Source organism: Mycobacterium sp. NGS17, from assembly GCF_059813205.1.
In genome coordinates this window covers 161842-184271 of sequence record NZ_JCALED010000009.1, presented here as the reverse complement: position 1 = coordinate 184271, position 22430 = coordinate 161842, and the positions used below count along the sequence as shown (strand labels likewise).

Genomic DNA, 22430 nt, shown 5'->3' with positions numbered 1-22430 from the left:
ACGTGTCCGAGTTGTTCCCCGATTACCGCGCGAGCTGGGAGACCGACGCCCACCGCGACTTGCGCAAGCATGCCGCGGAGTTTCTGCGCAAAGAGTCGACCCCCAACCAGGAACGCTGGGCCAAACAGCACCAGGTGGATCGCGAGTTCTGGAACAAACTCGGCGACGCCGGTCTGCTTGGCCTGGACTTGCCGGAGGAATACGGCGGCACCGGCGGCGATTTCGGCATGTCCGCCGTCGTTGCCGAAGAGATTGCGCTGGCCCACGATTCATCGACGGGTTGGGTCGTGCACTCGCCGATCGTGGCGCACTACATCAATACCTACGGTGACGATGAGCAACGCAAGCGCTGGATGCCCGGCATCATCACCGGCGAAAAGGTGCTCGCGATCGCGATGACCGAGCCCGGCACCGGTTCGGACCTCCAAGCGGTGCGGACCACCGCCGTCCGCGACGGCCAGCACTATGTGATCAATGGATCGAAAACGTTCATTTCCAATGGCACTCACTGTGACCTGTTGGTAATCGTCGCCAAGACCGATCCGACGGAAGGCGCGGCGGGCGTGTCGCTGATCGTCGCCGAGACCGATGACGAGTTGGCCGGATTCGAACGTGGGCGGGTGCTAGAGAAGGTTGGTCAGCACGGCCAGGACACCCGCGAGCTGTTCTTCTCCGACATGCGCGTGCCGGTGACCAATCTGCTCGGCGAGAAGGAGGGCCTGGGTTTCTACCAGTTGATGGAACAGCTCGCCCGCGAGCGCCTGATCATCGCGTCGCTGTGCGCCGGCATGGCCGAGGCCGCGGTACTCGAAGCGATCAAGTACACCAAGGAGCGCGAAGCGTTTGGTAAGCCGCTGATCAAGTTCCAGCACAACAAGTTCGAGCTTGCCCAACTCAAGGCCGAGGTTTTGTCGGTCAAGACGACTGTCGACTACTGCATCCAGCGCTACATCGACGGCAGCAACGACCCTGCCACCGCATCGATGGCCAAGCTGGTCGCCGCGGACAAGGCTGTCGACGTGGTCGACCGCTGCGTTCAGTTCTTCGGTGGCTACGGCTACATGATCGAATACCCCATCGCCAGGGCGTACGCCGCCGCGCGGGTCAACAAAATCTACGGCGGTACAAGCGAAATCATGAAAGAAATCATCAGCCGCTCACTATAAGGACACCCATGATTGAGGCATACATTTACGAGGCGATCCGCACCCCGCGGGGCAAAGGCAAAGCCAGCGGCGCGCTGCATTCGGTGAAGCCGATCTCGTTGGTGGTCGGGCTGATCGACGAGCTGCGCCGCCGCTTTCCGGACCTCGACGAGGACCGGATCTCCGACATCGTGCTCGGTGTCGTCACCCCGGTGGGCGATCAAGGCATGGACATCGCGCGCACCGCGGTCAACGTGGCCAAGCTGCCCGACACCGTGGGCGGTGTGCAGCTCAACCGGTTCTGCGGGTCGGGCCTGGACGCCGTCAACGCCGCGGCCAAGGCGGTGCGGTCAGGTTTCGACGAGTTGGTGATCGCCGGTGGGGTGGAGTCGATGTCGCGGGTCGAGATGGGCAGCGACCACGGCGCGATGGCCTACGACGCGGCGACCGCCTACGACAACTACTTCATCCCGCAGGGTGTGGCCGCCGACCTGCTGGCTACCATCGAGGGCTACACCCGCGAGGACGTCGACGCCTACGCGACGCGCTCCCAGCAGCGCGCGGCAGCGGCGTGGTCGGGCGGCTACTTCGCTAAATCGGTTGTGCCGGTGCGTGATATCAACGGCCTGACCATTTTGGATCACGACGAGCACATGCGCCCGGGCAGCACGGTCGACGATCTGGCCAAGCTGCCGCCCGCGTTCGCAGGCATCGGTGACTTCGGTGGCTTCGACGCCGTCGCGATGCAGCGCTACCACTGGGTCGAAGCGATCAACCACGTTCATACCGGCGGCAACAGCTCGGGCATCGTCGACGGTGCGTCGCTGGTGCTGGTCGGCAGCGCGCAGGCCGGCAAGGCGTCCGGCCTGACCCCGCGGGCGCGCATCGTGTCCGCGGCCACCAGCGGCGCTGACCCGGTCCTGATGTTCGGTGGCCCAATCCCGGCCGTGCACAAAGCACTTGACCTTGCGGGCCTTTCCATCGACGACATCGACGTGTTCGAGATGAACGAGGCGTTCGCCGCCATCGCCATCAAAATCCAACAGTACTTCGGCGTCCCGGACGAGAAGTACAACGTCAACGGCGGTGCTATCGCGATGGGCCATCCCCTCGGCGCCACCGGCGCCATGTTGCTGGGCACTGTGGTCGACGAGCTGGAGCGGCGGGGTGGCCGCTACGGCCTGATCACTCTCTGCGTCGCCGGCGGCATGGGCGTGACCACCGTCATCGAAAGGGTCTGAGTTCAATTGTTTAGCAGCATTATTAGCTGGGCGAAAGACGCCGACGGGATCGTCACGCTGACGATCGACGACCCGAACAACGGCGCCAACATGCTCACCGACGCTTACGTCGAGCAGATGGGCGCGACGATCGACCGGCTCGAGGCCGAAGTCGACGGTGTCACCGGTGTGGTAATCACTTCGGGTAAGTCGACGTTCTTCGCCGGCGCCGATCTGACCCAGATCCTGGGCGCCGGACCCGAGCATGCGCAGCAGCTGTTCGACGGCTCCACGGCGATCAAACGTGATCTGCGTCGGCTGGAGACGCTGGGCAAACCGGTGGTCGCCGCCATAAACGGCGTCGCGTTGGGCGGCGGACTGGAGCTGGCGCTGGCATCCCATCACCGCATCGCGGCAGATGTGCCCGGCAGTGTTATCGGCCTCCCCGAGGTGATGCTGGGAGTGCTGCCGGGGGCGGGCGGTGTGACGCGCACGGTGCGCCTGCTCGGCATTCAACCCGCGCTGATGCAAGTGTTGTTGACCGGCAACCGATTCAAGCCCGCCAAGGCTCGACAGGTGGGGCTCATCGACGAACTGGTTGGCTCGGTCGAAGAATTGGTGCCGGCCGCCAAGGCGTGGATCCTGGCCAACCCGGACAAGCATCTGCAGCCGTGGGATGTCCCGGGTTTCGAGATCCGTGGGGGAAGCCCGTCGACGCCGGCATTCGCGGCCAATTTGCCGGCGTTCCCCGCCAACTTGCGCAAGCAACTCAAGGGCTCGCGGATGCCGGCGCCGCGGGCGATCATGGCGGCCGCACTCGAGGGCGCCCAAGTCGACTTCGACACCGCGCAGCTCATCGAGACCCGCTACTTCGTGCACCTGGTCACCGGCCCCGTCGCCAAAAACATGATCCAGGCGTTCTTCTTCGATCTGCAGGCAGTGCAGGGCGGCACGTCGCGTCCGGCCGACGTTCCCGGGCGCACGATCAACAAGGTCGGCATCCTGGGTGCGGGCATGATGGGCGCCGGCATCGCTTATGTGACAGCGAAAGCCGGCATCGACGTCGTCCTCAAAGATGTCACCGTGGAGGCGGCCAGCAAGGGTAAGGCTTACTCGGAACACCTCGAACAGAAGGCGTTGGCCAAAGGTCGTACCACCGAGGCGAAGTCGCAGGCGCTGCTGGATCGCATCACCCCGACCGGCGATGCCGCCGACTTCGCCGGAGTGGATTTCGTGATCGAGGCTGTGTTCGAAAACACCGAGCTTAAGAACAAGGTGTTCGCCGAGATCGAGAACGTCGTCGAACCCGGCGCCGTCCTGGGCTCTAACACCTCGTCGCTGCCGATCACCGATCTGGCGGCCGGGGTGGGCCGGCCGGCGAACTTCATCGGCATCCACTTCTTCTCACCGGTGGAAAAGATGGACCCGATCGAGATCATCCGCGGCGCAAAAACATCCGATGAGGCCCTGGCGCGGGTCATCGACTACGCGCTGGCCATCAAGAAGTATCCGATCGTGGTCAACGACGGCCGCGGGTTTTTCACCACCCGGGTGTTTTCGACCTACCTGCTCGAGGCTTTCAACATGCTCGCCGAAGGCGTCGACCCGGCCACCATCGAGCAGGCGGCGTTTCAGGCGGGCTACCCGGCCGGACCGCTGCAAGTGGCCGACGAGCTCAGCTTCGGCACCATCCGCAAGATCATGGATGAGACGGTGCAGGCGGCCGCGGCCGACGGAGTCGCGCTCGACGAGTCGGTGCGCGTGGCCGGCGAAGTGGTCGCCACCCTTATGGACAAGTTCGACCGTACCGGTAAGCAGGGCGGTGCCGGTTTCTATGACTACGTCGACGGTACCCGCGCCGGGCTGTGGGACGGGCTGAGAAGTGCATTCAACACCAAACGCACACTGTCGGTTCCGTTCGACGACCTGCAGGACCGCTACCTGTTCATCCAGGCGATCGAAACCCAAAACGCCTACGACGACGGCGTCATCGGCTCTGACCCGGACGCCAACATCGGCTCGATCTTCGGCATCGGCTACCCGCCGTGGACCGGCGGGGTGCGCCAGTTCGTCACCGGCTACCCGGGCGGTATTGAAGCGTTCCGTGAGCGCGCCGGCGACCTCGCGGCGGCGTATGGCCCGCGGTTTCGGCCACCGAACAGCGAAGGCTGACAGTGGATCTAGCAGACAAGGTCGTCGCGATCACCGGCGCGGCACGCGGCATCGGGCTGGCGACCGCCCAGGCGTTCCTGGCCGCCGGCGCGAAGGTCGCCATCGGTGATCTCGACACCGAACTCGCTGAGAAACAGGCCGCCGGACTCGGCGCCGACCCGCCCGCAACGGTCATCGGGTTGTCGCTCGATGTCAGCGATCCCGCGTCGTTCGCCGCGTTCCTGGACCGAGTCGAGGCCAAGCTGGGTCGCCTCGACGTGCTGGTCAATAACGCCGGCATCATGCCGACCGGCCCGTTCGTCGACGAGTCACCGACCATGACCCGTCGCATGATCGACGTCAACGTCTATGGGGTGCTCAACGGCTCGCGGCTGGCGGCCGGGCGGTTCGTGCCCAGGGGCGCGGGTCACATCGTCAACATCGCGTCGCTGGCCGGTGTCACCGGTGAGCCGGGGATGGCGACCTATTGCGGCACCAAGCATTTCGTGGTCGGCTTCACCGAGTCGCTGCACCGCGAACTGCGCCAGCACGGTGTCGGGGTCAGCATCGTGCTGCCGGGCATCATCAACACCGAACTATCGGCAGGCACAAAGGTGCCCGGCTGGGCCAAGCCACTGGCCACCGCCGAGCCCGATGCCGTGGCCGCCGGCATCATCGCCGCAGTCGTCAAGGACAAGCCACGCAAGAGCGTGCCGGCCGCACTCGGCGTCATCCTCAAGTCACTCTCGCTGCTGCCCGACAAATCTCGCTTCGCCGTCGCGCACGTCGCCAGGTTCGACCAACTCGTCTGCGCCGCCGAGCCGCAAGCGCGCGAGGCCTACCACCGGCGGCTGTAGTCCGCGAAAGTGTGGTGCCGCGCGCTTATGCAACCTTGAGGGGGAGTTGCAGGAACGACGGGCGAGTTCCGCCGGTGTGGATGACGTGTTGCCCACTGTTTTGCGGCGTGTATTCGCGAAGTCCGGGCATCCATGAGCCAAACAGATTCCGCGCACTGATGACCAGCCGTAGCTGTTCGCCAGGGTAAAGCACCAAGCCGATTGGCAGAAGGTCGATTTCGATGTCAACGACCTCACCTGGACTCAGTTTCTCGACCCGATCGAAACTGTGGGCAGGGACTTCGTCGGTCGACAGCGACTCGTCTAGGTGGCGCATCGATACGCGCAGCTGGCCGCTGGAGCCCTTGTACCGCAGGATCGAGGCGCCTCGCTCGGTGACGTCGTGGATCCTGGCGCCGTGATTGGGCACCGTGAACACCTGCAGCGGCGTTCCCTGCTCGTTGAGCTTTTGGACGAAGACGAACAGGTCCATGTCGTCGGCATCTTCTGCTTCCACCCACAATCGCACTCTGGGGTAGCCGACCAACGTGGTTTCCTCGTCGAAGCGGACAACGAAAGAAGCCAAACCAGGGCTGGTTTCGGCGTCGTACACCGTCGTCGCCTCCTCCGCCGGTGCGTTCGTGCTCAGCGTGCGCGAACGACCATCGAGATAAAACTTCGTGGAGGCGACACCCTGCGGAGGAAAGTTGTCGGCAGGCAGATTTATCTGATCGCCGCCCTGTAGATCGAGAAGCGCATACCGAACACGCGGGGTTGTTTCCCAGCCGTTGTCCTTGCCCTTGAGGAAATGATCGAAGAACCGGCGTAGGTCCTCCCTGTTTGCTTCGTCGTAGTAGTCGGGCCATTCCTGGCTGTTGTGGATACGCAGCCACTTGTCCTTCGACCCCAACCGACGCCAGGCTCGGAAGGTGCCGGCTGTGTGCAAAGTGTTGGAGTAGCTGGCCACCACGTAGGCAGGCACGCTGATCCGGTCAACATGCGGAATCTTGTTGCGCCACAAATCGTTCATCAGCGGATACCGTTGCGCTTCAGCGAGAATGTCCTCCTTGCGGCCCTTACCCCAAAAGCTGTTGTCTTGCAGTTGTCGTGCGAACCCGGTGTCGGGCATGCCGCCGCGCATCACCAGATCGCGGTAGACATCGCTGATGCCCTCCCATGGGTTGATCGCGGTCAGGTGCGGCGGCTGTTCGGCGGCTGCAAACCATTGCGCCACTGCGAGATAGGAGGTGCCGCTCATCGCGACCTTGCCGGTGGACCACTCCTGTGCGGCCAGCCACTCGATCAAGTCGTGGCAGTCCTCACCCTCTTGGCGATCCCACAGCACGCTGTCACCGTCGGAGTCGCTGACGCCTCGAGGATCCGGATTGCAGATCGCATAACCCTGGGCACACCAATATGCCGGGTCCGGACCTTCGAACTTGTGCAGACCAGACACGGTGGCGTTATCCAAGCCAACCAGCCCGAACACCCCCATAGCCGCCGGCGCGCTTCCCTCACCCTTGCCATACGGACTGAACGCCACAATGACCGGCGCCCTGTCGTCGGTCACCGGCCGCAAGATATCGACATAGATCCTCACGCCGTCGCGCATGACGACTGGGACATCCTTCTCGCGCACGATGTCGACCGGCAGGGCACAAAATGCCGGCGCGAGTCGAAAACCCGCCGGCAGTGTCCTCGTGCCCGGATCGAAACCGCTCAGAACTCCGTACCGTTCACCTGGCTCCAGAGGGTGGGACGGCATGAACACCTTCTCTTCCATAGCCATATCCCCTTCCATCCCAATCCTCTTGATCGCGCTTCTTCGAGCATAGGGTCCGTACGGACAAAAATCAACAGACGTTGATATTGAGGAGTTATAGGCGGTAGATTCTGGGTTGTGACACCGAACAAAAGCCGAGCGCCGGCCGGCCGTCGGGGGCGTCGGCCAGGGATCAGTACGACTCGACAAGCCATCCTCGACGCGGCGCGCGCCCGCTTCGCCAGCGATGGTTTCGCCGCGACGACCATTCGCCAAGTCGCGGCCGACGCCGGGGTGGACGCGGCACTGGTGATGCAGTTCTTTCGGTCGAAAGATCAGCTGTTCGCCGAGGTGATGTCGATCTCCCCGGATGCGTTGGCGCGGTTGAGCACCGCGTTCGACGGGCCGGATGAATGCCTCGGTGAGCGGGTGGTCCGCGCGTTTCTCGACGTGTGGGAGGGGACTCCGCAAGATTCCGAGCCCCTCATGGCGATGCTGCGAGGCGCCATCGCCCACGAGCACGCCCGCGCACAGCTGCGCGAGTTTATCGAGGCCCGGCTGCTCGATAACGCCGGATCGCGCGCAATCGATGACGCGGTGGTCCGTGCGGGGCTTGCGGCGTCGATGCTGGTCGGGATCATCGTGGGGCGGCGAATTGTGGGTGTGCCGGTCCTTGCGAACACGGATCGTGACAAGGTTGTCGCTCTTGTTGCACCAGCAGTACAGAACGTGCTGACATCGAAGTGAACTCTTGACGCGTCAACCGAGGACAGGATTCATTGACTGGGGCTCCTGTTATCAGATTCGCCAGCACAGTTGGGGGTGCCGCATCATCTGAGAGGTGTTATGTCGAAGGGCTACTCCGGACCCATCGAGGTGACTCCAGTCGTCAGATACGCAACAGCGCTTCGACGTTGTTGTGCGCGATGGCGTGCATCTGCTGATCGGAAAGTCCCGAGCTGGTGAGGAATTCGGTGACGTTGTCGCGTTTGACATAAGGGAAGTCCTCGGAATAGATGATCCGCTCGGCGCCCAGGTCGGCGACGACATGGTCGAGCTGATGCTGGTTGAACATTCCGGAGGGGGTCACCCAGATTTGTTGGCGGTAGTAGTCGCTGATGTCGCGGTCGTGGCCTTTGCGTACCAGTGCGAAGGTTTCGTCGAGTCGTTCGAGCCAAAACGCCATGACTTCTCCCCAGTGCCCGCTAAGCAGTTTCAGCCCTGGGTGACGGTCTAACGCACCGGACAAAATCAGCCGGATGATGTGGATGCCGGCCTCGGCGTGCCAGCCGAAGGCGGGTCCAGAAAACATCAGTCCGATGGCGGCCGACCACTCGCCGAAGTAGTAGGGCCGAGAGACTTGCGGGTGGGGCAGTCCAGGATGCACATAGATCGGCAAGTCCACCGCTTCGGTGGCTGCGAGTATTGGGTCGAAACGCGGGTCATCCAGGAAGTGTCCTTCGAATGTTCCCGCGATCAAGGCGCCCACGAACCCGAGGTCTCCGACACAGCGGCGCAGCTCCTCGGCTGCTTTGGCCGGTTCATAAAGGGGGAGTGTGGCAAATCCCCGAAAACGATCGGGGTGTTCGGAGATCTGTTGTGCCAGATCGTCATTCACCTGCCGGCACAGCTCTACTGATTCAGGGGCGGCCAATGTACTTGGGCTGCCGTTACCGTGGGAGACGACTTGGACATCGACGCCTACCGCATCCATATGCGCCAATCGATGTCCGCCGAGCCGGGCGGCGGCCTCGCGGTCGTCGTTGAAGACCGAACCGAAGTCGGCGAGCTCGTCCAGCGGCAAGCCGCTGGGTGGCCCACCGAGCTGTAGAACCCGCTGACTGACCTCGGGGTGCTCAAAGTGTTCCTCAACGGTGATGATGCGCATCCGGTTCGCTCCTTCGACTCTGGTAGCCCGTGCAGCTGTTGCCGCTCACACGGGCGGAATGGCTCGATGAGGGGATTGTGAGGTTCGCCGATATCGGCACCTGCTTCGCCCTTGACTTCATACATACAGTGTGTATGTTAATACATACTGTATGTATCTGAAGGGTAGGGGCATGAGCACCACAATCGACGCCATGACGGAAGAACGCTGAGTCGTGTTGGATCTTTGTTCGAAGATGCCGGATGCGATGTGGGAGAAAGACAGTCGATGCCCCGGCTGGTCGGTCCAGGACCTCGTGTCACACATGGCATGCAGCTTCTGGCTGGCCGTCGATCCGTCGACGCTGCCCAGCCCGGGCGAAATACCTGCCGAGCGCGCGGCGGATCTCTATGTCGCCTCGCGGCGTTCGATGACTCCCAAAGAGGTTGTGGCCGATTATGAATCGGTCAGCGCGCGAGGGCTGGAGATGCTCGCAGCAATCGAGACTCAGGACATCGATATACCGATAGGCGACGTCGGGACCTATCCGGCATCGATCGTTCCGACCACGTTCGTCTTCGAGTCCTTCATTCACACCCGGTTTGACCTGTTTTCGCCGGATGGGCCATTGGAAGGCGATCCGCCGCCCGTCGACGAGCTGCGGCTTGCCCCCACCCTTGACTGGATCGAAGCGGCGCTGCCGCAACAGAACGTGCACTTACTCAACGACTTACACACCGGAGTAGAAGTGAGCCTCGACGGGCTGTGCGGGCGCACCCTGCACATCGGCGGCCACTGCGATGTCGCTGCGCGTGTCACGTCGGATTCGCAGGCCTTCGTCCGGTGGATCACCCAACGCGGCAGTTGGGAGAGTCTGGGCGTTCAGGCCGAGGGTGACTCGTCATCGCTGGACATTGTTCGCCGGCTCAGGGTGTTCTGAGCTGGGCGCAGACGGCGACGCGACATCGGCCGGTAGCAGAATCGCGGACCTTTCATGCGGTATGCATGAAATGCATACGCAGAAAGGTATGGGTTGATGGCGAACGACGGTCGCCGCACGCAGGCCGAACGTGCGGCCGAGACACGCGATGCGTTGATCGGTGCCGCCCGGCCGTTGTTTGCGTCAGTGGGATTCGCCGACGCATCCCTGGAAACGATCGTCCGCAACGCGGGGGTAACGCGTGGGGCCCTGTACCACCACTTCACTGACAAGACAGAGTTGTTCGCAGCGGTATTCGAGCGGGTGGAGGGTGAGATGGCCGCCCGGATGGGGGAGGCCGTCGCGGCCTCGGGACACTCCGATCCGGTCGAGATCATGCGACTGTGTTCGGGTCTGTGGTTGGACGCGTGCGCCGAACCCGAGATCCAGCGCATCGTCCTGCTCGAGGCGCTGGCGGTCCTGGGATGGGAACGGTGGAGCGACATCGGCCACCGCTACAACATCGGGTTCGTGACCGGACTGCTCACCGACGCCATCGAGTCCGGCGGCATTCCGGAACAGCCCGTCGAGGCGACCGCCCTGACGATCATGGGGGCGCTGCGCGAGGCAACGCTTTATATCGCCCGCGCGAAGGATCAGGGCCAGGCCCGCGCGGACGCCGGTGCGGTGATGGATCGTCTGATCGATGCGTTGCGCGCCAACACTTCTGGCGGGCCCGCGACACGGTGAGCGGATGGTGAGCAGCCGGGAAAGTGCCGGGTTGTCAGCTGCCTGGCTCCACATGGTATCTTCGCCGACGTGAATATCGGCGTGCGCAAGTATTGGCGCTTTATCGTGGCTCCGGGTGGAGCCGGCGAGACAGCGTCTGGTTGACGCAACCGCACGACTGATACCCGGAGCCCAGCAGTGACCATACGGTCGCTGCTTTTCGTTTTTCAGGGCATCGGGAACCAGCGGGCGTGCCCTGGGAGCCAGCAGAGAAAGGCACACACCCTCCATGTCCATCCTCAATTGCGACACGGCGACCATCGATACGTCCGATCATCGGATCGTCTCGTTCCGGGAACTCTCGGCCCCTGCCGTGATCCGCACCGAGCTGCCGTTGACGGCTCGGCGTGCCCAGACCGTCCAACGCGATCGCGAGGAGATCTCGGCGATCCTGGCCGGTGGTGACGACCGGCTATTACTGGTCGTTGGGCCCTGCTCGGTGCACGATCCCGCCGCCGCCCTCGATTACGCACGCCGACTTGCGCCGGTCGCCGCCGAATTCGCGGATCGGCTGAAGATCGTGATGCGGGTCTACTTCGAGAAGCCGCGCACGACTGTCGGCTGGAAGGGACTCATCAACGATCCCAACATGGACGGCAGCTTCGACGTCGAACGTGGGCTCCGCATTGCGCGCGGGCTATTGCTCGACGTCATCGACGTCGGCCTGCCGGTGGGATGTGAATTCCTGGAGCCCACCAGCCCGCAATACATCGCCGACGCGGTCGCCTGGGGCGCGATCGGCGCCCGGACCACCGAGTCGCAGGTTCACCGCCAGTTGGCGTCCGGGCTGTCCATGCCGGTGGGATTCAAGAACGGCACCGACGGCAACGTCCAGGTCGCCATCGACGGTGTCAAAGCCGCTGCGGCAGCACATCATTTCTTCGGTACCGACAACGTCGGTCGCGCGGCCGTCGTCGAGACCAAGGGCAATCCCGACTGCCACGTGATCCTTCGGGGTGGAACCGCCGGGCCCAACTACGACACCGCCTCGGTGACCACCGCCGTCGAACGGCTCAGCAAGGCAGGGCTTTCCACGCGGGTGATGATCGACTGCTCACATGCCAACTCCGCCAAAGACCATGTGCGGCAGGCCGAGGTCACCGCGGAGGTTACCGCACGCATCGCGGCGGGCGAGCGCGGTATCGCCGGCCTCATGCTGGAGAGCTTCCTGGTGGCCGGCGCGCAATCGCTCGGCGGCGAACTGACCTATGGCCAGTCCGTGACCGATCAGTGCATGGACTTCCGAACCACGGCGGGCCTGCTGACCGAGCTGTACGCGGCGATGGGCTGACGCGGGCCGTGGGAGAGCGCGCAAAGCTAGTGTCGCGCGGGTGCCTGTTGCGCCGAAACCCGGCGCGCAATGGCCTTTTTGTCGATCTTGCCGATCGGGGTGGTGGGCAGCGCCGTCATCGCAACCAGAACGTCGGGGCGGGCGTGCGCGGCCACCCCACGCTCGTCGAGATAGCCGTTCAATTCCGGCAGCGATAGCTCGGGGCCACTGAAAACCACGGCCGCACAGATCTTCTCGCCCAGGTAGGAGTCTGGCAGCGCGACCGCGGCCGCCGAGAAGATCGACGGGTGGGTGTGCAGCTGCTCCTCGAGGTCCGCCGCGGAAATCGTTTCTCCGGCACGACAGATCACGTCTTTGACGCGACCGGTGACCACCAGATAGCCGTCGCCGCGTAGCCGCACCACGTCACCGCTGCGGAAGAACCCTTGCGCGTCGAAGCTGCGTTCGTTGTCGCGCTCGGCCCGGAAATAGCCGTTGAACGTGTACGGCCCGCGAACCAGTAGCTCGCCTTCCTCGCCCGGCGGCACCGGCTCGCCCTGCGCATCGACGACGCGCAGTTCGTCGGCGGCCGACAAGGGCCGTCCCTGGGTGTGTTCGGTGAGTTCCGGGGGATCGTCGAGCCGGGTGTAGTTCAGCAGCCCCTCGGCCATCCCGAACACCTGCTGCAGGCCCGGGGTCAGGGCGCTGCGCACCAACCGGGCATCCTCGGGTTCCAACTTCGCGCCACCAACCTGCAAGAGCCGCAACGTCTTTGGTGTCACGGGTTCCCAGTCGCAGGCCTGCGCCCACAGCTTGGCCAACGCCGGCACCAGGGCGGTCACCGTGACGCCGTGGCGGTCGATGGCGGCGAAGGCCGCTTCGGGACTGGGGTCGGTGCCGAAAACGGTGGTGGCGCCGACGGTCATCGCGCCGAGCAGGCCCGGGCAGGCCAGCGGGAAATTGTGGCCGGCCGACAGCAGCGCCAAGTAGACGTCGTCCGAGGTGAGCCCGCAGAGTTCGGCGCTGGCCTTCGCGTTGAAAACGTAGTCGTCGTGGGTGCGGGGAATGAGCTTGGGTGTTCCGGTGGTACCGCCCGAAACCAGTAGCAACGCAGGCGATCCCGGGTCAGGCGGCCGGGGCGGCGTGGACATCGCCGCCTGATCGCGCAGCTGCGCCCATGGGATGAACGGTCCCGGGTCGCCGTCGACGATGACGTGCTTCAGCGCGCCGTGCTCCTCGGACAGCGCGCGCGCCATCGCCCGATAGTCGAAACCCCCTGCGGCGTCTGCGATCAGGAGCCCGGTGGCCTCGCTGACCGCGGCGAAATGCCCGAGTTCGGCGGCCCGGTGCCCGGGCAGGCACATCACCGGGATCGCTCCCGCCCGCAGCAGCCCGAACAGCGCCACCGCGAACTGGCAGCCGTTCGGCAGCTGCAGCAACACTCGGTCGCCCGGCGCAATACCCGCGCGCAGGAGTCCACCGGCCGCGCGGTCAGCCTGGTCGTCGAGGTCCGCATAGGTAATGCCGGCACCGGCCATCGCGTCGCGGACGGCGATTCGGTCGGGCCATTGCTGGGCCGCGTCGCTCAGGATGGTGTCCAAGGGCCGCCCCGTCCAGTAGCCGGCCGCTCGATAGGCGGCGGCCCGATCGGCGGGAAACGGCACGAACCCATCGAGGCCTCCGGCCGGCGGCTGCGGTGTGTTGACGCTCATTGGGTCCTTCAGCAGGGGGCTTCGAACGGGGCTAGTAGCGGGGACGCCGGGAGTAAGGATAGGGTAACCAAAAAATTAGGGCAGCCTGTGCTAATCAGGGAGGGTCTGTGGTGCACGCCTCGGCACGCTCGGAGGACATCCGGGCGGAGGTGGCCGAACTGCTCGGCGTTGACGTCGATGCAGTCCAGCCGGGTAGCAACCTGATCGGCCAGGGCCTGGACTCCATCCGGATCATGACGCTGGCCGGCCGCTGGCGCCGCCAAGGCATCGCCATCGACTTCGCCACACTTGCCGAAACCCCGACGATCGAAGCCTGGGCCCGCCTGGTCGAAGACGGCGGGCAAGGCGCCGACCAGCAGATCTTTACCGCCGAGGCGCCCGGCGACCCATCCGGGGAGGACGAGCCATTCGCCCTGGCCCCCATGCAACACGCGATGTGGGTCGGTCGCCATGACCACCAGCAACTGGGTGGGGTTGCCGGTCATCTCTACGTGGAGTTCGACGGCGGGCCGATCGACGCCGAGCGCCTGCGCAGGGCGGCCACCGCGCTGGCACGTCGTCACCCGATGCTGCGGGTGCGGTTCCTGCCCGACGGAAACCAGCGCATCCCCGCGGCCGCCGAGAGCGGCGACTTCCCGGTCAGCGTCGAGGACCTGCGCTCGTGGAGCACCGACGAGGTCGAGCATCGGCTCGCCGCGACCCGCGACGCCAAATCACACCAGCAGCTCGACGGCGCGGTGTTCGAACTGGCGGTGACGCTGCTTCCGGGCGAGCGCTCCCGGCTGCACGTCGACCTCGACATGCAGGCCGCCGACGCGATGAGCTATCGCACCCTGATGGCCGATCTGGCTGCCCTCTACCGTGGCCGCCACCTCCCGGGGCTGAGCTACACCTACCGGCAGTACCGCCAAGCCATCGAGGCCGAGGACGCACAACCGCAGCCGTCGCGCGAGGCCGACCGGGCCTGGTGGGCCCAGCGCCTCGCGGAGCTGCCAGACCCGCCCGCATTGCCGTCGACCGGCGGCCGCGGTGCGAACCGGAGCACCCGGCGCTGGCATTGGCTCGACCCGCAAACCCGCGATGCGCTGTTCGCCCGCGCCCAGGCACGCGGCATCACCCCGGCGATGGCGCTGGCCGCGGGATTCGCCAACACCGTGGCCCGCTGGTCGACCACCTCGCGCTTCCTGCTGAACGTCCCGCTGTTCGGGCGCCAGGCTCTGCACCCGGACGTCGACGCGTTGGTGGGTGACTTCACCTCGTCGTTGCTGCTCGACATCGATCTCGTCGGCGCAGACACCGCCACGGCGCGGGCACGGGCCGTGCAGGACGCGATGCGTGCGGCCGCCGCCCACTCCGCCTATCCCGGCCTGTCGGTGTTGCGCGACCTCAGCCGCCATCGCGGCACCCAGGTGCTCGCGCCGGTGGTGTTCACCAGCGCGCTCGGGCTCGGCGAACTATTCAGCCGCGACGTGACCGGCCAATTCGGCACGCCGGGTTGGATCATCTCCCAGGGTCCGCAGGTGCTGCTTGACGCGCAGGTCACCGAGTTCGACGGCGGGGTCTTGGTGAATTGGGATGTGCGCGAAGGCATCTTCCCCTCGGGCGTCATCGACTCCATGTTCGCCTACCACATCGACGAGCTGCACCGGCTGGCCGCCGCCGACGACGCGTGGGACGCGCTGGGCCCCTCGCCGCTGCCGGGGGCGCAGCGTGCGGTGCGGGAGTCGGCCAACGCCCGCACCGCCGAACCCAGCGGAGAAGCGTTGCACGACGGGTTCTTTCGGCAAGCCGAGCAGCGGCCCGACGCCCCGGCCGTGTTCGCGAGCAGCGGTGATCTCAGCTACGCGCAACTGCGCGACCAGGCGTGGGCGGTGGCCGCGGCGCTGCGCATTGCCGGCGTCGCGGCTGGCGACACCATCGCGGTGATGGGCCCGAAAACCGCCGAGCAGATTCCGGCGTTGCTGGGCATCCTGTCCGTCGGCGCCGTTTACCTGCCGGTCGGTGTCGACCAGCCGCGTGACCGTGCCGAGCGGATCCTCGAGACCGGTCGGGTGAGCCTGGCGCTGGTGTGCGGGGGACAACGGCTGTCCCTGCCGGTGCCCGAGCTGGTACTCGCCGAGGTGCTTCGCAACCCCTCCGTCGGCGCCGAGATGGCCTCAGCGAGAATCGATCCCGACGAGCTCGCCTATGTGTTGTTCACCTCGGGCTCCACCGGCGAACCCAAAGGCGTTGAGGTCACCCACGACGCTGCGATGAACACGGTGGAATTCATCGGTCGCCACTTCGAGATCGGTCCCGCGGACCGATGCCTGGCACTGTCGACCCTGGAAGGCGACATCTCGGTGATGGACGTGTTCGTCACCTTGCGTACCGGCGGGGCCATCGTGGTGGTCGAGGAAGCCCAGCGGCGCGATCCCGACGCCTGGGCACGGCTGATTAACACCCATAAAGTCACCGTGCTGCATTTCATGCCCGGCTGGCTGGAGATGCTGATCGAAGTCGGAAGCGGGCGCCTCTCCTCGGTGCGGGTGATTCCCACCGGAGGCGACTGGGTGCGCCCCGAGGTGGTACGTCGCCTACGGGCCGAAGCGCCGAACCTGCGCTTCGCGGGCCTCGGCGGTGCGACCGAAACCCCGGTGCACAACACCATTTTCGAGGTAACGGGGGTGCTGCCGGACGATTGGGCGGCCCTGCCCTTCGGCATCCCGCTCCCCAACAACGCCTGCCGCGTCGTCAGCGACACCGGCGCCGACTGCCCCGACTGGGTCCCGGGGGAGCTCTGGGTGTCCGGCCGCGGCGTCGCGCGCGGCTACCGCGGACGTCCCGATCTCACTGCGGAACGCTTCGTCCAGCATGACGGCCGAACCTGGTACCGCACCGGCGATTTGGTGCGTTACTGGCCGGACGGCGTCCTCGAATTCGTCGGCCGCGCCGACCACCGCGTGAAGATCAGCGGGTATCGCGTCGAGCTGGGCGAGATCGAGACCGCGTTGCGGCGCGTGCCCGGGGTGCGGACGGCGGTGGCCGCCTTGATCCCCGTATCCGGGCAATCCGACGTGCTCGCCGCGCAGGTGTGCACCGACGACGCATCTTTGACCGCCGAGCGGATGCGGCGGCGCCTTGGTGAGCTGGTTCCCGCGCACATGGTCCCACGCCACATCACGGTGGTAGAGCGGATCGGTTTCACCGATGCCGGAAAGCTCGACCGGCGGACCGCCGCACGCGAATTGGAGACCGCCGCCTCGCAAGCGCAGCGGCCCGGCCACCGCCGCGCGTCGACACCCTTGGAATCGGCACTGGCGATGATCGTCGGTGATCTGCTCGGCCGCGAAGACGTCGGAGTCGACGACGACTTCTTCGCGCTCGGCGGCGATTCGGTGCTCGCCACCCAGGCGGTGGCGAGGATTCGGGCGTGGCTGGACGCACCGGACATCATCGTCGCCGACATCTTCGCCAACCGAACCGTGTCGGCGCTGGCCGCGGTGCTCAGCGCCGCAGAGAACGACCCCGGCAGGCTGGATCAGGTCGCCGAGCTGTACCTGGAAGTCGTCGGCATGGACGCCGAATCGGTTCTGGCGGCGTCTCGTCCGCCTGCGAAATCGTATACGGCGCAATGACTGTGAATAACTTGATCACCGTGTCTTCCACGTTCCCGTCCTGGATCAAGCTGACCCCTGGCCGCGGCAACGGATCGTCGACCGGTGCCACCGTGATATTTCCGCACGCCGGCGCGGCCGCCGCGAGCTACCGGGTACTGGCGGCGGCGCTGGCCGCCGGTGGCGACACCTACGTCGTGCAGTACCCGCAGCGGGCCGACCGCCTCACCGAACCGGCGCACGACAGCGTGCACGACCTGGCCGTCAGCCTGTTTCGGGCGGCGCCGTGGCCAAGCGTCGCGCCGCTGAAGTTGTTCGGGCACAGCATGGGCGCCGTCGTCGCCTTCGAGTTCGCCCGCGTCGCCGAAGCGTACGGCGCGGCCGTGCAGAAGCTCTGGGTATCGGCCGGTCCGCCGCCCTGCGTCGTCGCCGACATGCCCGAACTGCCGACCAGTGACGACGGACTGTTGGCCGATATCGCCGATCTGGGTGGTACCGACCCCGAACTGCTTGCCGACGAAGAGTTTTCCGAATTGCTGACCACCGCCGTACGCGCCGACTACCGCGCCTTCAACGGGTATGAACCCAGCCCCGATGTCCGCATCGGCGCCGACATTCACGTGCTGGGCGGTCACGACGACCACCGCATCGCCGCCGTCGTGCTCAAGCAGTGGGAAAGGCACACCGCCGGATCGTTCGCGGTGTCGCTGTATGACGGCGGGCACTTCTACGTCTATGACCACGTCGAGGCGGTCGCCGCGCAGGTGAATGCCGGGTGATGCCGATGTCTGACAATGCCTTTGGCGAGGGTCCACACGACGACGGCGCCGATCCCGTCGTGATCGTGGGAATGGGTGTGGAGGCGCCCGGCGGCATCGAAACCGCAGAGGACTACTGGGATCTGCTGGCCCACGGCCGCGAGGCGCTGGGTCCGTTTCCCACCGACCGCGGATGGGCGGTGCGCGAACTGCTCGCCGGCTCGCGCCGCAGCGGCTTCAAAGAAATCCATGACCGCGGCGGCTTCCTCACCGGGGCAACCACATTCGATCCAGAGTTCTTCGGCATCTCGCCCCGCGAGGCCGTCGTGATGGACCCGCAGCAGCGCGTGGCGTTACGGGTGGCCTGGCGTGCGTGCGAAAACAGCGGCATCAATCCCGACGACCTGGCCGGGCACGATGTCGGCTGCTTCGTCGGCGCCTCGGCCACCGGCTACGGACCCGACATGGCCAGGTTCTCCGAACACAGCGGTCATCTGCTGGCCGGCACCGCGCTCAGTGTGATCTCGGGCCGCATCGCCTACACACTGGGATTGACCGGGCCGGCGCTGACCCTGGACTCCTCGTGCGCGTCCGCGCTGGTGGCGTTCCACGTCGCCACCCGCTCCCTGCAGAACGGCGACTGCGACCTGGCCATCGCGGGTGGGGTCAACGTGCTGGGTTCGCCGGGCTTCTTCGTCGAATTCTCCAAACAGCACGCACTCTCCGACGACGGATACTGCCGCCCTTACAGCGCGCAGGCCAGCGGAACCGTGTGGGCCGAGGGAGCGGCGATGTTTGTGCTGCAACGTAAGTCGGCCGCGCTGCGCGCCAGTCGGCGGATCGTCGCCGAGGTGCGGGCCACCGCCATGAATCAGGACGGGCGCAGCGCCGGTCTGAGCGCGCCCAGCGGTGATGCCCAGGTGCGGCTGTTCCGGCGCGCGATCGGCCAGGCCGGGGTCAAACCCGCCGAGGTGGGAATGATCGAGGGGCACGGCACTGGCACGCGCCTCGGTGACCGGACCGAGTTGCGGTCGCTGGCCGAGACGTACGGCGAGACCGAACCCGGCCGCGGGGCGTTGCTGGGTTCGGTGAAATCCAACGTGGGCCACTCGCTGGCCGCGGCGGGTGCGCTGGGGCTGGCCAAGGTGCTGGTATCGGCCGAACACGGCGCCGTACCAGCCACCCTGCACGCCGGCGAAGCGAGCCCCGAAATCGACTGGGACACACAAGGGTTGCGGTTGGCCCAGACGCTGACACCGTGGCCGGCCATCGACGGGCAGCGCACCGCCGCGGCGTCCGCGTTCGGCATCGCGGGCACCAACGCACATCTGATCGTCACCGTCCCCGAGGTCGCATGATGCGGACCCATCGACTGCCGGACGGGCGCGTCCCGGTGCTGCTCAGCGCCCACGACCCAGAGTTGCTCCGGCGGGACGCCTTGGCGATCGCGGACTACCTTGGTCGTGCCGACGACTCGGCAGACCTGACCGCCGAGGTCGCCGCGACCCTGCTGCGGTTGCGCCGCGTGCGACGTCACCGCGCGGTGGTACGAGCGGCGGACAGCGCCGAGCTGGCCGCCGGACTGTCCGCGATCGCTCACGGCGAAGAACACGAGTTGGTGTCGCGCTCCGCCCAGACGACGCCGCCGCGCATCGCGTTCGTGTTCCCGGGCCAGGGCAATCAATGGCAGGCGATGGGAGCAGAGGCCTACCGGCGGCTGCCGGCCTACCGCGAGGCCGCCGACCGGTGCGCACACGCGTTCACATCCGCCGGATTTCCTTCTCCGCTGCCATATCTGGTGAGCGACGACGAGCGCAACTGGTCGCGAACCGAGATTCAGGCGGGGCAGTTCACCCACGCGGTGAGTCTGTCAGAAGCGTGGCGATCCTACGGGGTGCTGCCCGACGTCACCATCGGCCACAGCCTCGGCGAGGTGGCGGCCGCCTATGTGGCCGAAGCGCTTTCGCTACCGGACGCCGTCGCACTGGTGGTTGCGCGCGCGACCGTTGTGGACCAACTGACCGGCCGCTACGCGATGGCGGTGCTCGGGACCGGCCTCGACATCGCGCAGTCGCTGCTGGCCGAGACGCCCGGCTGGCTGGAAGTCTCGGCGGTCAACGGGCCGTCGTCGACCGTGGTCGCCGGCGATCACGAGGCGGTGGTCGCCGCAGTGCGGCTGGCCCAGCAGCGTGGCATCTTCAGCCAGCAACTCTCCGTCGACTATCCCGGACACACCAGTGCGCTTCGACCGCTGCGGACGAGTCTGGCCGAGCTGACGCCGAAGTCGGCGTTCCGGGACGCGCCGGTGAGATTCATCGGCTCCACGCTGGGAACCGAGTTGGGCGACACGACCGATTTCTCCGACTATTGGTATGAAAACCTCTGTGGCACTGTGCGGTTCGACCTCGCCGTGGGATATGCCCGCGCCTGCGGGGTCGACGCGTTCGTCGAGCTTTCGGCGCACCCGTCGCTGCTCTACCCCCTGGGCGGCATCGTCGACGACGAGTCGACCGTCATCGTCGGCTCGGGGCATCGCGACCGATCCATCACCGATTCGCTGTCGGCGAGCATCGCCGCCATCGCGACCGCGGACCCCGGCTGCAAATGGGCCGACGCCGTCCCGATCAGCGGCCGGCCCGCGCTGCGGGGATTCCCGAACGCCCCGATGCGCGCGGTGCACCTGTGGGCGGCACCGGAACGACTGACCGAAGCGGCGCCGGCGCAGCCGCTCACCGCGGCCGTCGAGGACTGGCGGCCGATGACGGCGCCGATCACACCGGTGGCTCCCGCCGTCGACATCGGCTTCTCCGGTGCGGGCGCGCTGACGCAGCGACTCGTCGATGCCGTTGCTGCACACGGCGACTGCCGAGCGGTGTCACCGAATCAAGCGGAAATCCTCGTGGTGGCCGCTGCGGAAATCGACGAACTCGACACGTCCGCCGCAATCGATCGGATCGCGGGCCGGCCCGATGCGGGTCTCCCCGATTATCCCGCGCTCATCGGCCCTCGATGCCGGGCCGTCTGGTTGCTCACCGCCGGCGCCGAACAGATCGACCGGGATGACGCAGGCGTCTCTCCGGCTCAGGCGGCGCTGGCGGGCATGCATCGCAGCGTCGGCTTCGAGTTCGCGGATCAGGCCTTCGGGCACCTGGATCTCGCGCACCGCGATCTCGATCCCGCGACGGCACAGGCCGCCGTCGAGGTGCTGCTCGGCGAGGCGGCCGAGGTCGCGCTGCGGGGCGGCGAATCTCCGCGACGCTACGCCCGGACGTTTCGCGCGTGCCGCGAACCGGTGACTCGGCGACCACTCGAGGCCGCCGCGCTGGAGGACGTGGTGATCACGGGCGGCAGCGGAGCCATCGGGCTACAGTACGCGCGGTATTGCCTGGACCGCGGCGCCCGCACCGTTACCCTGTTGAGCCGCAACGGCGTTGACCCGGCCGTACTGCGTGAGCTCGCCGACCGGCATGACGCCGAGGTCCGCGCCCCGCAGTGCGATATCACCGATCGCGCCGCGCTTGCCGCGGTTGCCGCCAATGCGGGGTCGGGTGCGTCATTACTGATCCACACCGCGGGCATCGCACGAGCGCGCTCGCGTGCGGATCTCACCGGTGCGGACGTCGCGGCGGTCTGCGGGGCCAAGGTCAATGGACTGGCCGCGCTGGTCGATGTGTGGCCGCTGCGGCCGGACTGCCGGATCCTGGCCTGCTCATCGGTATTCGGAGTTTGGGGCGGCTACAGCCACGCGGCGTACGCGGCTTCCAACCGGATGCTCGACGTATTGGCCGCGCAGTTGCGTGCCGCGGGCCGCGACTGCACGGCGATCCGATGGGGCCTGTGGCAGGGCGCCGGGGTAGTGGTGGGTAACGAGATCACCCGCACCGAGCGCTCCGGTCTGGTGGCAATGGAACCGGAGCGGGCGATCGAGGCCAGTCTGTATCGCTACGAGGGCGATCCACTGATTTTCGATGCCGACTTCGAGCGGCTCCGGGTCTTCTTCGAAAGTCAGGGAATGCCAATGCCGTTCGTCGCCGCCCGCACCGGCGACGACGACGACGGCCGCGAAAGCCCGGTTGAGAAGCCACTCGCCGAGATAGTCGGGGCCGAACTGGCCGCGACGTTGCACCTGGGTGATTCGCCATCGATTGACCCTGGCACGTCGCTCATTGACCTGGGTGTGGACTCGTTGCTCGCACTCGACCTGCGTAAGCGGCTGCGCCGCACGCTAGGCAAATCGGTTCCGGTGTCCCGCATGCTCGGCGGCATCACCGTGACCGAGCTGATCGAGGCGTTGCGTGCAGACTCGACCGGCGGGACCGTAATGCCGCCGTCATTCGAGCGCCCCGGCGCCGCCAACGGTGCGCACCACTCAACGCTCGCGATGCTAGAAAGGTTGGACTCCTAG

15 protein-coding genes are annotated in these 22430 nt (G+C 66.3%); 12 read left to right on the top strand and 3 right to left on the bottom strand.

Annotated elements, in window-relative coordinates; all coding sequences use genetic code 11:
- The first annotated feature begins 2 nt into the window (after positions 1-2).
- From AC5Y7E_RS19690 to AC5Y7E_RS19675, 4 genes are read left to right on the top strand one after another with little or no spacing between them, the layout of a single operon-like run.
- Positions 3-1166 (top strand): acyl-CoA dehydrogenase family protein, encoded by a 1164-nt coding sequence (locus tag AC5Y7E_RS19690; protein WP_499950430.1) that lies wholly within the window; start codon positions 3-5, stop codon positions 1164-1166.
- Between the two features lie 8 nt (positions 1167-1174).
- Entirely contained in the window at positions 1175-2386 is a 1212-nt protein-coding gene (locus AC5Y7E_RS19685; protein WP_499950429.1) for an acetyl-CoA C-acetyltransferase, read from the top strand.
- A 6-nt stretch (positions 2387-2392) separates the two neighbouring features.
- Positions 2393-4537: a 3-hydroxyacyl-CoA dehydrogenase NAD-binding domain-containing protein gene (locus AC5Y7E_RS19680; RefSeq protein ID WP_499950427.1), complete on the top strand. Its 2145-nt coding sequence runs from the start codon at positions 2393-2395 to the stop codon at positions 4535-4537.
- 2 nt (positions 4538-4539) lie between these two features.
- Positions 4540-5373 (top strand): SDR family oxidoreductase, encoded by an 834-nt coding sequence (locus AC5Y7E_RS19675; RefSeq protein ID WP_499950426.1) that lies wholly within the window; start codon positions 4540-4542, stop codon positions 5371-5373.
- Positions 5374-5398: 25 nt separating this feature from the next.
- On the opposite strand, the gene AC5Y7E_RS19670 is transcribed toward AC5Y7E_RS19675, so the two are convergent.
- The gene (locus AC5Y7E_RS19670) at positions 5399-7135 is read right to left on the bottom strand and encodes a CocE/NonD family hydrolase (RefSeq protein WP_499950425.1); all 1737 of its coding nucleotides are present in this window, start codon (positions 7133-7135) and stop codon (positions 5399-5401) included.
- Positions 7136-7252: 117 nt separating this feature from the next.
- On the opposite strand from AC5Y7E_RS19670, the gene AC5Y7E_RS19665 reads away from it, so the two are divergent.
- Positions 7253-7861, top strand: a complete 609-nt coding sequence (locus AC5Y7E_RS19665; protein WP_499950423.1) for a TetR/AcrR family transcriptional regulator — start codon at positions 7253-7255, stop codon at positions 7859-7861.
- Positions 7862-8003: 142 nt separating this feature from the next.
- Here the strand turns inward: AC5Y7E_RS19665 and AC5Y7E_RS19660 are convergent, their stop codons facing one another.
- Positions 8004-9002, bottom strand: a complete 999-nt coding sequence (locus AC5Y7E_RS19660; protein ID WP_499950421.1) for an amidohydrolase family protein — start codon at positions 9000-9002, stop codon at positions 8004-8006.
- A 214-nt stretch (positions 9003-9216) separates the two neighbouring features.
- On the opposite strand from AC5Y7E_RS19660, the gene AC5Y7E_RS19655 reads away from it, so the two are divergent.
- The 3 genes from AC5Y7E_RS19655 (at position 9217) to AC5Y7E_RS19645 (ending at position 11980) form a co-directional block, all read left to right on the top strand.
- Entirely contained in the window at positions 9217-9921 is a 705-nt protein-coding gene (locus tag AC5Y7E_RS19655; RefSeq protein WP_499915476.1) for a maleylpyruvate isomerase N-terminal domain-containing protein, read from the top strand.
- 96 nt (positions 9922-10017) lie between these two features.
- Complete coding sequence (locus AC5Y7E_RS19650) at positions 10018-10650, top strand: TetR/AcrR family transcriptional regulator (RefSeq protein WP_499915478.1); 633 nt, start codon at positions 10018-10020, stop codon at positions 10648-10650.
- Positions 10651-10918: 268 nt separating this feature from the next.
- On the top strand, positions 10919-11980 hold the full coding sequence (locus AC5Y7E_RS19645) for a 3-deoxy-7-phosphoheptulonate synthase (protein WP_499915480.1): 1062 nt from the start codon (positions 10919-10921) through the stop codon (positions 11978-11980).
- Positions 11981-12006: 26 nt separating this feature from the next.
- On the opposite strand, the gene AC5Y7E_RS19640 is transcribed toward AC5Y7E_RS19645, so the two are convergent.
- On the bottom strand, positions 12007-13671 hold the full coding sequence (locus AC5Y7E_RS19640) for a (2,3-dihydroxybenzoyl)adenylate synthase (RefSeq protein WP_499915482.1): 1665 nt from the start codon (positions 13669-13671) through the stop codon (positions 12007-12009).
- Between the two features lie 107 nt (positions 13672-13778).
- On the opposite strand from AC5Y7E_RS19640, the gene AC5Y7E_RS19635 reads away from it, so the two are divergent.
- The 4 genes from AC5Y7E_RS19635 to mbtD are packed head-to-tail and all read left to right on the top strand — an operon-like array spanning position 13779 to position 22430.
- A complete protein-coding gene (locus AC5Y7E_RS19635) occupies positions 13779-17288 on the top strand; it encodes a non-ribosomal peptide synthetase (protein ID WP_499950419.1) in 3510 nt (1169 codons plus the stop codon).
- Positions 17285-18046 (top strand): thioesterase II family protein, encoded by a 762-nt coding sequence (locus tag AC5Y7E_RS19630; protein WP_499915485.1) that lies wholly within the window; start codon positions 17285-17287, stop codon positions 18044-18046. Before AC5Y7E_RS19635 ends, AC5Y7E_RS19630 begins: the two co-directional genes overlap by 4 nt.
- A complete protein-coding gene (locus AC5Y7E_RS19625) occupies positions 18043-19383 on the top strand; it encodes a beta-ketoacyl [acyl carrier protein] synthase domain-containing protein (protein WP_499915487.1) in 1341 nt (446 codons plus the stop codon). Before AC5Y7E_RS19630 ends, AC5Y7E_RS19625 begins: the two co-directional genes overlap by 4 nt.
- Positions 19383-22430 carry a mycobactin polyketide synthase MbtD gene (mbtD, locus tag AC5Y7E_RS19620; RefSeq protein WP_499915488.1) on the top strand — a complete coding sequence of 1016 codons (3048 nt, stop codon included), beginning with the start codon at positions 19383-19385 and terminating at the stop codon, positions 22428-22430. The genes AC5Y7E_RS19625 and mbtD overlap by 1 nt, the downstream gene beginning before the upstream one ends.